The organism is Streptomyces jeddahensis, assembly GCF_001642995.1.
GTDB classification, from domain to species: Bacteria; Actinomycetota; Actinomycetes; order Streptomycetales; family Streptomycetaceae; genus Streptomyces; species Streptomyces jeddahensis.
Window position 1 is genome coordinate 1 of sequence record NZ_LOHS01000147.1, and the last position, 12,884, is coordinate 12,884.

The window sequence follows — 12,884 nt, forward strand, 5'->3', positions numbered from 1 at the left end:
CCGACCCGGTACACCGCTACACCCTGCAGACCGCGGTCATCGGTGCCCGCCTGCTCGACTGGCCGGCCAAGCAGTTCTGAGATCCGAGGGGCGGCGGTCACGAAACACCCGCGCTGACCGGCACGGACTACCGGCACCCGGTGTCCGACCCGGAAGCGGCTGACACCTCCGCGCGTCTGGCGCGCAGTCACGTTATGCCAGTATCTTGGACCGATCATTTCAAGATGAAGGATCGGTGCTGCACAGGTCCGATTGGAAGCCCGATCCCGCCCAGTCCGCAGTCATCCATCAAGAGGAGCGAGTGCCATGACCACACTCAATACCGAGCTGCGCACCTTCTTCGAGGCCCGCCAGCAGCAGATCCCCGCCGAGATCCGCGAGATCATGCGGCGGGCCGGCCAGGAACTCGCCGACTCCGGGCAGGTCGACCGCGCCCTGACCGTCGGCGCGGAAGCCCCGCGCTTCAGCCTGCCCTCTGCGACCGGACAGACCCTCGCCTTGGGCGATCTGCTCGCCGACGGGCCTGTCGTGCTGACCTTCTACCGCGGCGCCTGGTGCCCGTACTGCAACATCGCCCTGCGCTCCCTCCAGCAGCACCACGACGCCATCACCGCGCGTGGCGCCCGCCTGGTGGCCGTCTCCCCGCAGATCCCCGACGAGTCTCTCTCCCTGGTCGAGAAGCACGACCTCGCCTTCGACGTCCTCAGCGACCTCGGCTCCGAGACCGCCAAGCAGTACGGCCTCGCCTTCGACCTCCCCGACGACCTCGCCGCCGTCTACGACAAGCTCGGCTTCGAACTCCAGCGCGTCAACGACGGCCACCCGCGCACGCTCCCGCTGCCCGCCACGTATGTCATCGACCGCGACGGCACGATTCGCTGGGCTTTCGTCAACACCGACTACACGACCCGCGCCGAACCGGCCGACATCCTCGCCGCCCTCGACGCCCTGAACTGACCGCTCACAAGCGCGCCAGTTCTGCCGCTCCGAACGAGACGTCGAATCGGTCGCACCAGATGCTCACACTCGTGTACGCGGCCGGGTCGGCATCGGCAGGCAGCGTGTAGTTCTGGTCGCCCTTGTTCCCCTTGAGCCTGCCGAGGCTGACGTACTTCCCATCGTCGAAGACACTCCAGCCGGCCCGGCCCTCCTTCACCGGAGCGTCGGTCAACCAGACATGCAGGTCCGGGCCGTTGCTGGTGTCCAGATTCTCCAATCGCAGGACGTGGGAGCCGTCAGCCAGCCGAAGCACCTTCACCGTGCCGGACGTCGCATGCTCGTGGCTGATCAGGTCGCCGCGCGCCAGCGTCTCGGGACCGGCGGGTCGCGGTGACGCGGAGGCGGCTTTTGTGGGTGCCGCCGAGGGAGATGGCCTGGCTGTCGTCGCGGGCAGGGTTTCCCGTACGGTCTCGTCCTGCCACAACTTCCATGGCTGAAACCAGTACAGTCCCACGCCGACCACCATGACGCTCACCGTCAGGAACCCCACAACCACCGGCCTGCTCAGCACCTTGCGCACGCGCCCCATCCCCGCCTCATCGAATCGTTGCCACACATTCAACGCATGCGACGGTGGAACTGCCACGTCCAGGTGATGACGGGATTCTTACGGTTCCTCAGCGCGCCGATGGGCTGCCCTGACGAATCACTCGGTGCTCGTACCCCGGCTGCGCCCCGTGGAACGCAGGCATGCGGGCATGCCATCGCGCGAGCACGTCGCCAAGGGGCTCGGGATCGTGTGCGACCCCAAGGCGTATACGACCCGCCATCCGGCGTGAGGTCGCCCGCGTCCCGTGCCGGGCGGGGCTCTGGACGTCAGGCCGTGGCGTCGGCGGTCTCCGCGCGACGCACGGCGACCCGCAGCGTCACGGCAGCAGCGACTCCCGCAACCAGGCCGCAGGTCAGGGCGGCCGGGACGCCGCCACCGATGACGCCCGACAGGTGCAGCAGCCCCCAGCGCAGGCCCGCCCCGTCCGTCGCCACCCGCAGCAATTGGCTGGCCAGCAGCCCGAGGACGGTCGCGCACACTGCGCCGACCGCCATCGCCGGGATGGTGGCTCGGGTGAGCAGTCCGGGCAGCCGCCGCAGTGCCCACCACACCACGGCGAGCAGCAGCACGTCGGCGGCGCGAGGCAGGAGCCAGGCGCCGAGCGGCGCGCCCGCCGGGCCCGCCCAGGCGCCAAGCAGCAGCCACTGGCGCAGGAGTTCGCCCGGTTCGGCGAACAGCCCGCCGTCCGGGGAGACCGTCTGGAGGGCGGCGGCGACCGGCTGGTACGACAGGACCACCAGGGACAGTGCGATCACCGCGGTCCCGGCGGTGGCGGCCAGGCGGGCGGCGCGCGCCGGGACGACGTTCTGCGGCAGCGGACCGGCACCCTTGGCGGTGACTCGCGCGACGAGCACGGTCACCGCCGCCGCGACCAGCGCGGTCGCCACCAGGATCTGCCGTCCGGAGGAGATCGCGCTCGCCAGCTGGGGCAGGAGGCGGTAACTGCCGTGCCCGTGCGCGGCGATCAGCCACGGCGCGGAGACGGTCACCGCCAGGGTCCCGGCCACCAGGCCCCAGGCCCACACCGCGAGCAGCGTGTCCGGCATCCGGCCGTGCACCGGGGGCAGCCTGCGGACCAGGAGCAGCGCCCCGGGCACGAAGAAGGCGAACACCGCGCCGAACCGGATCTGCAGCGCGGTGGTGTACAGCGCGAGGTAGCGGCTGCTGTCGGTCCCGGCCGTGTCCCCGATCCCGCCGGACACCTCGGCGCCGAGCCGGACCGAGTCCGGGGGGTCGTACGACCAGGGGGTGAGCCAGTGCTCGAGCTCGGCGGCGGCCCGGCCGCCGATCACGTTGGTGGTGCCCGGCAGATGCAGCGCGTGCGCGCTCGCCCCCGCCCACCACAGCAGCGCCGTGAGCAGCAGCCCCCCGGCCAGTGCCGGTATCGCCGCGCGCCGATATGTCATGTGCTGTCCCCCGCTTTGGTCGCGCATCCCGTGAATCCCCAAGTCAGGTGGAGATTACGGGGCGTTGATCACATGCGGATCACGGTCGTAGGCCGGGTTGCCATGCATGCGCTCATGATCGGCGGCCGGGCCGCCGATCACTGTCGAAGGCGAGGTCGTGCTTCTCGACCAGGGAGAGAGACTCGTCGGGGATCTGCGGGGAGACGGCCACCAGGCGGGCGCCACGCGCGGTGATGGCGTCGTGGTGCTGCTGGAGGGAGCGCAGGGCAACGATGTGGCGGGCGGTATCTTGAAACCTCTGGTTCAAGATGACGAGGTGAGCATGCCGGACATCAAGCACTTCGATCCGGACGCAGCCCTGGAGACAGTGGTACGGCTGTTCTGGCGGCAGGGCGTTGCCTCGACGGGGATCCAGGACGTCGTGACCGCGACCGGACTCAACCGCTCCAGCCTGTACGCGACCTTCGGCGGCAAGCAGGACCTGTACCGCGCTGCTCTGCGGCGCTACATCGAAAGTCGCTCCCAGCCCGCGTTCCAACGCCTGGCGGACGACGCACGGGGGCTGCCCGCCGTCACCGAGTTCTTCACAGGACTGATCGAGGCGCGCTGCTCGGGGGAGTACGCCCAGTGGGGCTGCATGATCTCCAACGCGCACGCGGGTGCAGAGAACAGCGACCCCGAAGTGCGCAGCATGCTCGAGCAGCACCACCGGCAGCTGCGGGACGCCCTGCAGGAGGCACTCCTCAGGGCCGAGGCCCAGGGCCAGCTGGCCGCCGGCACGGACCCCAGTGCCGGGGCCGACGTGCTGGCCACCCTCGCGTACGGAGTGAATCTGCGCTCCCGCGCCGGGGCCGACGCACGCGAGCTCAGGACGGCGGTTGCTGCGGCCGTGGCCTCGATCGCCGGCCGGGCGGCGACACGATGAACTCGGCCCCGCTCAGGGCCGGGGCCTGCGCCTCTTCCATGACCGAGGCGAGCGATGCCGCGACGGCCGCTTCCCAGCGGGCCGCCACCTTCACGCCCCACCACGTCCCCATTCCTGGGGCGGGCCCGTCTGGACTTGCGTCCGAGCACTGCGGCCGGGAGGGCGCGCCAGCCCACAGGACCGGGACCATCGGTCCCATCCTTTGCGCGCGCAGCAGAGGGATGATGCAGGTGGAGGCACGTCCCGAACGGGTGCCGCGCCCCGAGTGGCACTCGGCGCAGAAGCCGGGGAGTGGTGACGATGTTCTGGTACGACCACGGTCACGGCGGATGGGGCTGGTTCGCCATGTCGATCGGCATGATCCTTTTCTGGGCGTTGATCATCATGGTGGCCGTGCTGCTCTTCCGGGCCCTCAGCCGCCCCCACGAGCACACCCGCAATCCCGCCGTGCCCACGCCTGAACAGATTCTCGGTGAACGCTTCGCCCGCGGGGAGATCGACGAAGAGGAGTACCGGCGGCGTCTCGACGTGCTGCACCCCCGCACTCCCGGCAAACGCTGATGCACCGGCGCCCGCCGCTTCGCCCCGGCGTGCGTGGGTGTGATGAGGCACGTGGCGGACGAGCGCATGTGGCCTGGCGCCCGTACGCGTCAGGCCCTCATCGAAGCAAGTAGCGGTGGCCAGCTCGTGGTGGTGGGGGCGCGGGGCAGGGGCGGCTTCACGGGCCTGCTCCTGGGATCCGTCAGCCAGGCCGTCCTGCACCACGCGCACTGCCCCGTCGCGGTCGTCCGTTCGTGAGCCATGCGCGCGTGCATCACGGGGGCGGTGGCGGGTGGCCGCGAGCCCAATCCTCGTACGCTGCCACGGCGGTGGGCAGGGTCGGGAAGATCCGGTCCTCACCGATCGCGGCGGTCAGCCCGTACGCGTCCAGGTCGTCCAGCAGGTCCTGCTTGACCCGGGCCAGCGCGAAGACGATGCCGCGGCGCTCCAGTTCCCGCCGCAGGGAGTCGACGGCGTCCAGCGCCGTGATGTCGACCTCGACGTTCGCCTCGGTGTTGAGGACGAACCAGGAGACGGGCCCGCTCTGCTCTGTCACGGCGTCCACGGAGGCCGTGGCCCTGCGCTTGAAGTCCTGGGCGTTGGCGAAGAACAACGGGGAGTCGTAGCGGTACACCACCAGTCCGGGGATCGTGCGGGCCTCCGGGTAGTCGTCCACGTCGTGCATGCCCGCAAGACCGGGGACGAGCCCCTGGATCGCGTCGTGGGGGCGTGCGACACGGGCCAGCACCTCCGCGACCGACAGGCCCACGGCGACCAGTACGCCGTAGAGGATGTCGAGAGCGAGGACGCCGGCGAGCGTGCCGAGTGCCAGGAGGAACTCGCTGCGGCGGAACTCGGCGAGTCGCCGGAATCCGGCCACGTCGATGAGGCGGACCGCCGCGTAGATCACGATCGCTCCGAGGACGGCGGTGGGGAAGTGCGCGAGCAGGGGGCTGAGGAAGAGCAGCACGGCGACCACCGCCGCGCAGGCCACGAGCGAGTACACCTGGGTGCGGCTGCCTGCCGTGTCACCGAGGGCGGTACGGCTGGCGCTGCTGCTGACCGGGAAGCCCTGGAAGAATCCCGCGCCGATGTTCGAGGCGCCGAGGGCCAGCAGTTCCTGGTTGGCGTCGACAGGCCGGCCCTGGCGTGCGGCGAACGCACGGGCGGTCAGGATGACATCGGTGTATCCGACGAGCAGCACTCCAAGGGCCGGCAGCAGCAGGCCGGAAAGATCGGTGACGTCGGGGAGTACGGGCCGCGGCAGACCGGCGGGGACCTCGCCGATCACCCGGATTCCGTGCCGCTCCAGGCGGAACGCGGCGACCAGCGCCGTGGCCAGCAACACGACGAGCAGCGGTCCGGGCAGCTTCGGAGCCAGGCGTTGTACGAGGAACAGGAAGGCGAGGGCCGCCGCCGCGAAGGCGAGGGTCAGCAGATGCGCCTGCGGGAGACGGCTGAGGAAGGTGACGAACTGCGGGACGAAGGTCTTCCCGCCTGCGGGCACTCCCGCGAGCTTCGGAAGCTGGTCGACGATCATGATGAGGCCGATGCCGGTCATGAAGCCGACGAGGATCGGCCTGGACAGAAGGTCCGCGACGAATCCCAGCCTCGCCAGCCGGGCGATGAGGCACAGCACTCCCACGACCACGGCGAGCGCGGCGGCCAGCGTGGCGTACCGCTCCGGGGCGCCGGCGGCGAGCGGTCCGATGCTCGCGGCCGTCAACAGCGCGGTGGTGGATTCGGGGCCGACCGACAACTGCCGGGACGAGCCCAGGACCGCGTAGAACACGAGTGGAGGGATGATCGCCCACAGGCCCGCGACCGGGGACAGCCCGGCCAGGCCGGCATAGGCCATCACCTGCGGAATCAGATAAGCGGCCACGGTCAGCCCGGCGAGCACATCGCCGCGCAGCCAGGAACGCCGATAGGCGGCGAAGACCTCCCATCCGGGCATCGCACGCCGCAGCCACCCCTCGGTGCGGTGCGACTGCGACATCAGGCCCCTTCCGCCGACTTTCGATCCGCAGTCCGGCGTCATGGGAGCAGCGGTCCCGGCCCACGATCGCGCACCGGACCGTGCTTCCGCCAGGCCGGGGCCCTGCGGGACGGCCGGATGGCACCGCCGCCGACACGTCAGGCGGTGCGGCGCCCCGGCGCCCCGTTGGAGAGTTCGCGTGTGCGGCCCGATACGGGCTCGGCGACTCTGGAGACAGCCGAAGCGGGCGAGGACGAGACAGCCGAAGCGGGCGGGGACGTCGGGGCATGTCGCGGACGGCGTCCCGGGAGGATGCCCATGAAATGGCTGATCACACTGGTCGGCGCAGTCGTCGTGATGACGATCCTGCGGGACGTGTTCCACACCCTGTGGCATCCCACGCGCCATGGAGGCCTGAGCCGGATCATCATGACAGCACTGTGGCGGCTCTCTTCGCGATTCAGTGCCCGTCGGCGGGGGGCCGGTCTGGCCGGACCGCTCGGCATGGTGACCGTGGTGGCCACGTGGGCGATGTGTGTGGCCCTGGGGTGGGCGCTGATCTACTGGCCCCACATGCCGAACGCCTTCTCGTTCTCCGCTGCGCTGGAACCCGGCGAGCACTCCGGCCCGGTGGATGCCTTGTACATCTCATTGGTCACCCTCGCCACGCTCGGTCTCGGCGACATCGCACCGGTTGCCGGCTGGCTTCGGATCGTCGCCCCGCTGGAAGCTCTGGTCGGCTTCGCGCTGCTGACAGCCACCGTGTCCTGGGTCCTCGGCATCTACCCGGCGCTGGCGCGCAGGCGGGCCCTGGCGCTGCGGATCTCCCACCTCCGCCGCACCGGCTCGGCCGAGCGGCACCTGGACTCGCCCGCTGGTGCCACCGCCCTCGACGGCCTGGCGGGCGATGTCGCGCGCATCTGCGTGGACCTCTCCCAGTACGCCGAGTCGTACTACTTCCACGACGGCCCCGGCGACACGTCCCTGGCCCTCCGGGTCGGCTATGCCGCGGAGCTGGCCGAAGCGGCGGGCAGGGCCCAGCGCCCGGACGTCAGGGCATCCGCCGCCGTCCTCACCGCGGCTCTCGAGGACCTCGCCGCCATTCTCGACCGATGGTTCCTGCACACGGAGGGCTCCATGCACCAGACCTTCCAGGCCTATGCCCGTGACCACGGGGGCGACGTCGTGTGACCGCGTGGCGTGACCAGAAGCGCTGCTCAGGTCCCTTGCCTGCCGATCCTCGTGGTACGCATGTTCGCGACGGCGCGCGAGGATCAGGTCTCGGGATCATGGTCGTCGGGCCGGCTCCGGGCGGTGGACGCCGCGGGGGCGATAGCCGAGGGCGTCGGAGCGGCCCAGCAGGTCGGCGAGGAGCCAGACGATGGCCAGCCACATCTCGGTGCCCTGGAGTCCGGGTTCCGGGCCGGGTCCTGTGGCACCGGGGCCGAAGCCGAAGCCTCGGCCGTCCTGCCAGCGCGGCAGGGTCGCGGCCAGCTGGCGTTCGGCCCAGGCGCGTATCTCGGCAGACCGGTAGCCGTCGCCGTTCGTGCTGGTCCCGAGCTGCCGGGTGCACAGCCACAAGGGGTGCGCCACATCCAGCACGTTGCAGGCGTTCTCCTGCCCGGCGCCGAAGTAGCGGGCGTCCCGCGCGTGGTCCAGGACCGTGTCCACGACGCGCTCCGCGTGCGGCACCGGCAACCCGAACTGGGCGAACGAGCCACGCGTGAGCCGGTAGTAACCGTTGACCACCTGCAGCCGGCCGGCCGCGGGCGAGGGGGTGCCCCACATGCCGGTCCACGGGTCGGCGTGGGTCAGAAGCCACCCGAACAGGGCCTCCACGGTCCCGGCTGTGACGCCGTCGTCCCCTTGCCGCAGATTCCAGTGCGCGGCCGTGGCCCACGAGTCGATCCAGGCGCCGGCACCCCATGCACCATCCCGCCACGGAAGGCTTTCCAGCCGTGCGACGAGTTGTGGCGCGGTCATCTCCCGTACGCCGCGCACCGGATACGGGAAGGATGCGCCCAGCAACTCGAGGGCGTAGCCGACGGACAGGACGTGGTAGAGCGCGGGCCCCTCCCCGATGAAGCCGTCGGCGTCGGCAGCAGGCAGTGGTTCGCCGAACTCCGGCACCAGCCCGGTGCCCGGATCCTGCAGGGCGGCCAGCCGCTTGACGTGCTCATCCGCCGTGAGTTGCTCGGGGGCGGTTCCCAGCAGCAGGTCGGCGATCTCCACGGCATCGCAGTGGGCGCGCACGGTGGGCGCCGCTCCGGGGCGGTCGACGTATCCGCCGTCCCAGCACCGGGCCAGGAGATCGGCGGCCTGGGCGCGGGCGGTGTCGGCGAACCGGGTCAGGCGGTCTCCGCCGTCGCCGGGGCGGGCCGCGGCGACCGCCTTGGGTTCCAGGCGGTTGCGCAGGGGCCGTGCCGGGTTCCCGGCGGCCACCGTCCATGCCGGGATGTCCTTGGTGACCACCGCCCCGGCTCCGATCACGCAGTGGTCGCCGATGGTCACCCCGTCCATGACGACCACGTGCGAGCCGATCCACACGTCGTCGCCGACGGTGATCCCCTTGCTGGTGAGCGGCTGTTGGAAGACCGGCCGGTCCGGCGCCATGGAGTGGTTGAAGCCGAGCAGCGAGGTGTGCGCGCCGATCCGTACGCCGTCGCCCAGCGTGACGTTGCCCCGCACTGTGCTGAACGGGTTCAGCGTGCAGTCCGAGCCGGTGGTCAACATCCCTGTGACATAGGCGTGAGCGGCGATGTACGAGTTGTCTCCGAGTCGCAGCCGGTCCGGGAACACGGCAGCGGACTCGGCCACGTAGCACTGCTCACCGACCTCGCTGTCCCCGTCGATGGCCTGCTGCCGCCCCAGCTGGGCGGCACGCTGCTCCTCCGTCGCCTCCTCGGCGAAAAGCCAGGGGCAGTGGTCGAAATGGCGAACGGACTTTTCACGATCCATGGGACGGAACGCTAGGCGGCCGGACACGCCAGCGGAAGGGGCACCGATGCGTCGCTCAGCCGGGCTCACCCGGCGTGAGCCGCCCGTGTGTGCGTAGGCTGCGAGCAGGAGGTGGGGCATGCGAGATGCGGATCCCGGTCTCTTCGGGCCTTCCTCGGTGACCTGGCAGCTGCACAGCGACCCGATGATGTGGATCGCGGGCGTCCGCGCGCTGTATCTGCAGGCACTCCTCCCGCGCGCGGTGCGCGGCGTGATGCAGAACTCGGAGTTCCGCAAGGACGCGTGGGGCCGGCTGATGCGCACGGCGAACTTCGTCGGCACCACCACGTACGGCACGACCGAGGCCGCCGAACGGGCCGGGGCCCGCGTACGGAAGATCCACAGCATGCTCAGCGCCACCGACCCCGAGACGGGGGAGCGCTACGGCGTCGACGAGCCCGAGCTGCTGCTGTGGGTGCACTGCGCCGAGATCGACTCGTATCTGCACGTCGTACGCCGCTCGGGGATCCGTCTCACGGACGCGCAGGCCGACCGGTACGTCGACGAGCACCGCGTCAGCGCGCGGCTCGTCGGGCTCGACCCCGACCGTGTACCGGCCACCACAGGCCAACTCGCGGCGTACTTCGAGAAGATGCGGTCCGAGCTCGCGGCAGGGCCCGAGGCGCGCGACGTCGACGACTTCCTGCGGAAGCCCCCGGTCCACGCACTGATGATCCCGGCGCGCGCGATCATCTGGAGGCGCGTGGCGAACCTCGCGTACGCCTCCCTGCCGCCGTACGCCCACGAGCTGTACGGGCGGCCGGCCCCGCCACCCGCAGCGGTCACCCGGCGCCTGCGTCTCATCGGCACCCTTCTGCGCTGCATCCCCGCAGGTGTGCGCTGGCAACTCCCGCCCAAACACATCCTCCGCGCCGTGGCACGGCTCGGCCCCGGCAGCCGCCCGGCCCCATACAAACTCCACAGACGCCTCGTCATACTGGACGGGCCAGGCCCTGTCTGACGACAGGGCCTCGGCGATGGCAGCAGCGAGCTGACGGGGGCGACGGCACAAAGATGGCGGACACCAGGCTGATCCAGGGCCGGTACCGGCTGCTCGACCTGATCGGTCGCGGTGGCATGGGAGAGGTGTGGCGTGCGCGAGACGAGTCCCTGGGCCGCAGAGTGGCCGTCAAGTGCCTCAAGCCGCTGAGCCCCGGTCAGGACCAGTCCTTCACACGCGTGTTGCGGGAGCGGTTCCGCCGTGAGGCGCGCGTCGCGGCCGCTCTGCAGCACCGCGGCGTCACCGTGGTGCACGACTTCGGCGAGCACGACGGTGTGCTGTATCTGGTGATGGAGCTGCTGGAAGGCCGCAACCTCAGCCAGGTCCTGGAGGACAACAAGCACCATCCACTGCCGGTGCCCGACATCCTGGACATCGCCGAACAGGTCGCGGCCGCCCTCGCGTACACGCACGAACAGGGCATCGTCCACCGGGATCTGAAGCCCGCCAACATCATGCGGCTCACGGACGGCTCGGTGAAGATCTGCGACTTCGGCATCGCACGGCTCGGCCACGACATCGGCTTCACGTCGCGGCTGACCGGCACCGGAATCGCGATGGGCACGCCGCACTACATGTCGCCCGAGCAGATCGGCGGCGAGGGCGTCGATCAGCGCAGCGACCTGTACTCCTTCGGCTGCGTCCTGTACGAACTCGCCACCGGGGCACCGCCGTTCGACCTCGATGACGCCTGGGCCGTGCTCGTCGGGCACCGGGACACCCCGCCCGAGCCGCCGCGCCGGCACCGCGCGGAGCTGCCCGAATTCGTCGAGGACCTCATCCTCGGCCTGCTCGCCAAGGAACCCGACGAGCGCCCGAACGACGCCCGTGAACTGGCGCGCACCATCGCGGCGGGCCGCAGCGGCTCCGCGTACGTCCCGACGGTCGTGTCACCACCGGTGCCGGGGAGAGAGGAGCCGAGCCCGAGGCCCTCCACCGGCGAAGCGCCCCTGCGGCCGCCCGCCGAGCGCCCGCAGCAGCCGCCGTCTCGCGAGCCGCGCCTGCCGTCGTGGACCCGTGGCATGACCACGGGCCACAAGGCGAGCGCCTCACTCCGTACGACGCCGCCGGACGCTGCGGCGGGCCTCACCGGTGAGTGGATCCCGCGCGCCGACGCCCGCCGACCCGCCGCACCGGTGCAGGCCGAGCGGCCGACGCCGTCCCCCGAGGCGCTCGCCGCGCTCGCCTCCCGGCACAACGCGGGCCTCAGCCTGGGGCGGCTCGGCCGATGGGACGAGGCAGGGGAGGTGCACCGCGCCGTCGCCGTGGAACGCGAACACCTGCTCGGGCCGGACCATCCCGACACCCTCGCCAGCCTCTACGAGGTCGGTTTCACCCTCAGCCGCACCGGCCGGGCCGCCGACGCGCTGGCGCAGTACGAACGGGTCGCCCAGGGCCGCGCGCGGACGATGGGCGAGGGCCACCCGGACACTCTCGCCGCCCGCCAGGAGACGGCGTACGTCCTCGGCCAGCTCGGCCGGCACTTCGAGGCACACCAGGTGTACAGCGCGGTGCTCGCGCAGCGGGAGCGCAGCATGGGGCCCGACCACCCCGACACCCTGCGCTGCCGTCACAACCTCGCCTTCAACCTCGGCCGGCTCGGCAGGCTCGAGGACTCGTACCGCATGGCGCACCAGGTCGCCGCTGCCCGTGCGCGCGTGCTCGGCGCGAACCATCCGGACACGCTCGTCACGCGGTACGAGGTCGCCTATGCGCTCGGACAGCTGGGCCGCTGGACGGAGGCCCTCCAGACGTACCGGGAGGTCGCCGACGCCCGTGCGCAGGCGATCGGCCCCGACCATCCGGACACGCTCGCGGCCCGTTACGAGGTGGGCATCAGCCTCGGCCGCCTCGGCCGCAGCGCGGAGGCCCTGACGCTCTACCGCGACCTTGTCGACGACCGCACGCGCGTGCACGGGCCCGCCCATCCCGAGACGCTGCGCGCCCGGCACGGCCTGGGCGTCAACCTCGGGCGGCTCGGGCGCTGGGAGGAGGCGCTCGCCGAGGCTCGGGACGTGTGCGCGATCCGCGAGCGCGTGCTGGGGCCCGACCACCCCGACACGCTCGTCAGCCACCGCGAGGTGGCCGTCGGGCTCGGCTGGCTCGGCCGGTGGGCCGACGCGCTCACCGAGTACCGCCGGGTCGCTGCGGCCCGCGAGCGCGTCCTCGGCGCCGACCCCCCCGACGCCCTCGCCAGCCGCAACGACGAGGCGCACTGCCTGGAGCAGCTCGGGCGCTCCACGGAGGCGGTGGAGCTGTACCGGCGGGTGGCGGCGCTCCGGCAGAGGGCGGGCGGGCAGGGCTAGGCCACCGCCTCTGCCGTGCCGGGGCACTGCCCCGCCCCCGTCGCTGTGGGCGCCGGGGCCACCGCGCTGCGTGGCATCGGGCCGCCGCCGCTGTGGGCAGCCGTGCCGCTGGGGCGGCACGGGTGGGCACAGCGGCACCCCGACGACGTCGGGCAGCCCCTCAGTCCACCTCAGCCCCAGCGT

Annotated in this window: 11 protein-coding genes and 2 pseudogenes; 8 read left to right on the plus strand and 5 right to left on the minus strand. The window is 71.6% G+C overall.

All coding sequences use genetic code 11. The features are described 5' to 3' along the window. The first annotated feature begins 306 nt into the window (after window positions 1–306). Window positions 307–957 carry a peroxiredoxin-like family protein gene (locus STSP_RS30830; RefSeq protein ID WP_067284309.1) on the plus strand — a complete coding sequence of 217 codons (651 nt, stop codon included), beginning with the start codon at window positions 307–309 and terminating at the stop codon, window positions 955–957. A 4-nt stretch (window positions 958–961) separates the two neighbouring features. On the opposite strand, the gene STSP_RS30835 is transcribed toward STSP_RS30830, so the two are convergent. After that, entirely contained in the window at window positions 962–1,528 is a 567-nt protein-coding gene (locus STSP_RS30835; protein WP_067284310.1) for a DM13 domain-containing protein, read from the minus strand. A 124-nt stretch (window positions 1,529–1,652) separates the two neighbouring features. Between STSP_RS30835 and STSP_RS40860 the strand changes: the two genes are divergently transcribed. Next, window positions 1,653–1,778 carry a hypothetical protein gene (locus STSP_RS40860; RefSeq protein WP_269801064.1) on the plus strand — a complete coding sequence of 42 codons (126 nt, stop codon included), beginning with the start codon at window positions 1,653–1,655 and terminating at the stop codon, window positions 1,776–1,778. 37 nt (window positions 1,779–1,815) lie between these two features. Here the strand turns inward: STSP_RS40860 and STSP_RS30840 are convergent, their stop codons facing one another. Together STSP_RS30840 and STSP_RS37735 are read right to left on the minus strand one after the other, a co-directional pair. Continuing rightward, a complete protein-coding gene (locus STSP_RS30840; protein WP_067284311.1) occupies window positions 1,816–2,955 on the minus strand; it encodes a hypothetical protein in 1,140 nt (379 codons plus the stop codon). Between the two features lie 142 nt (window positions 2,956–3,097). Then, window positions 3,098–3,226: pseudogene (locus STSP_RS37735) on the minus strand (AhpC/TSA family protein); the annotation flags it as partial. 51 nt (window positions 3,227–3,277) lie between these two features. On the opposite strand from STSP_RS37735, the gene STSP_RS30850 reads away from it, so the two are divergent. The 3 genes and pseudogenes from STSP_RS30850 to STSP_RS30860 form a co-directional block, all read left to right on the plus strand. Beyond that, window positions 3,278–3,880 carry a TetR/AcrR family transcriptional regulator gene (locus STSP_RS30850; RefSeq protein ID WP_067284313.1) on the plus strand — a complete coding sequence of 201 codons (603 nt, stop codon included), beginning with the start codon at window positions 3,278–3,280 and terminating at the stop codon, window positions 3,878–3,880. A 300-nt stretch (window positions 3,881–4,180) separates the two neighbouring features. Then, the gene (locus STSP_RS30855; RefSeq protein ID WP_067284320.1) at window positions 4,181–4,441 is read left to right on the plus strand and encodes an SHOCT domain-containing protein; all 261 of its coding nucleotides are present in this window, start codon (window positions 4,181–4,183) and stop codon (window positions 4,439–4,441) included. 84 nt (window positions 4,442–4,525) lie between these two features. Continuing rightward, window positions 4,526–4,678 (plus strand): annotated as a pseudogene (locus tag STSP_RS30860) (universal stress protein); the annotation flags it as partial. Window positions 4,679–4,694: 16 nt separating this feature from the next. Here the strand turns inward: STSP_RS30860 and sulP are convergent. Then, window positions 4,695–6,419: a sulfate permease gene (gene sulP, locus STSP_RS30865; RefSeq protein WP_067284315.1), complete on the minus strand. Its 1,725-nt coding sequence runs from the start codon at window positions 6,417–6,419 to the stop codon at window positions 4,695–4,697. A gap of 297 nt (window positions 6,420–6,716) precedes the next feature. Here sulP and STSP_RS30870 point away from each other — a divergent pair, with 297 nt between their 5' ends. Then, complete coding sequence (locus STSP_RS30870; RefSeq protein ID WP_067284316.1) at window positions 6,717–7,589, plus strand: potassium channel family protein; 873 nt, start codon at window positions 6,717–6,719, stop codon at window positions 7,587–7,589. A gap of 96 nt (window positions 7,590–7,685) precedes the next feature. Here the strand turns inward: STSP_RS30870 and STSP_RS30875 are convergent, their stop codons facing one another. Continuing rightward, window positions 7,686–9,356: an acyltransferase gene (locus STSP_RS30875; protein WP_067284317.1), complete on the minus strand. Its 1,671-nt coding sequence runs from the start codon at window positions 9,354–9,356 to the stop codon at window positions 7,686–7,688. Window positions 9,357–9,474: 118 nt separating this feature from the next. On the opposite strand from STSP_RS30875, the gene STSP_RS30880 reads away from it, so the two are divergent. Both STSP_RS30880 and STSP_RS30885 read left to right on the plus strand, forming a co-directional pair. Next, on the plus strand, window positions 9,475–10,356 hold the full coding sequence (locus STSP_RS30880; RefSeq protein ID WP_067284318.1) for an oxygenase MpaB family protein: 882 nt from the start codon (window positions 9,475–9,477) through the stop codon (window positions 10,354–10,356). Window positions 10,357–10,409: 53 nt separating this feature from the next. Continuing rightward, the gene (locus STSP_RS30885; RefSeq protein WP_067284319.1) at window positions 10,410–12,701 is read left to right on the plus strand and encodes a serine/threonine-protein kinase; all 2,292 of its coding nucleotides are present in this window, start codon (window positions 10,410–10,412) and stop codon (window positions 12,699–12,701) included. Window positions 12,702–12,884: the final 183 nt, after the last annotated feature.

Bases quoted from the DNA above. Each gene is read 5' to 3' on its own strand.
- STSP_RS30830 (WP_067284309.1), top strand. From the start codon at position 307: ATGACCACACTCAATACCGAGCTGCGCACCTTCTTCGAGGCCCGCCAG.
- STSP_RS30835 (WP_067284310.1), bottom strand. From the start codon at position 1,528: ATGGGGCGCGTGCGCAAGGTGCTGAGCAGGCCGGTGGTTGTGGGGTTC.
- STSP_RS30840 (WP_067284311.1), bottom strand. From the start codon at position 2,955: ATGACATATCGGCGCGCGGCGATACCGGCACTGGCCGGGGGGCTGCTG.
- STSP_RS30850 (WP_067284313.1), top strand. From the start codon at position 3,278: ATGCCGGACATCAAGCACTTCGATCCGGACGCAGCCCTGGAGACAGTG.
- STSP_RS30855 (WP_067284320.1), top strand. From the start codon at position 4,181: ATGTTCTGGTACGACCACGGTCACGGCGGATGGGGCTGGTTCGCCATG.
- sulP (WP_067284315.1), bottom strand. From the start codon at position 6,419: ATGTCGCAGTCGCACCGCACCGAGGGGTGGCTGCGGCGTGCGATGCCC.
- STSP_RS30870 (WP_067284316.1), top strand. From the start codon at position 6,717: ATGAAATGGCTGATCACACTGGTCGGCGCAGTCGTCGTGATGACGATC.
- STSP_RS30875 (WP_067284317.1), bottom strand. From the start codon at position 9,356: ATGGATCGTGAAAAGTCCGTTCGCCATTTCGACCACTGCCCCTGGCTT.
- STSP_RS30880 (WP_067284318.1), top strand. From the start codon at position 9,475: ATGCGAGATGCGGATCCCGGTCTCTTCGGGCCTTCCTCGGTGACCTGG.
- STSP_RS30885 (WP_067284319.1), top strand. From the start codon at position 10,410: ATGGCGGACACCAGGCTGATCCAGGGCCGGTACCGGCTGCTCGACCTG.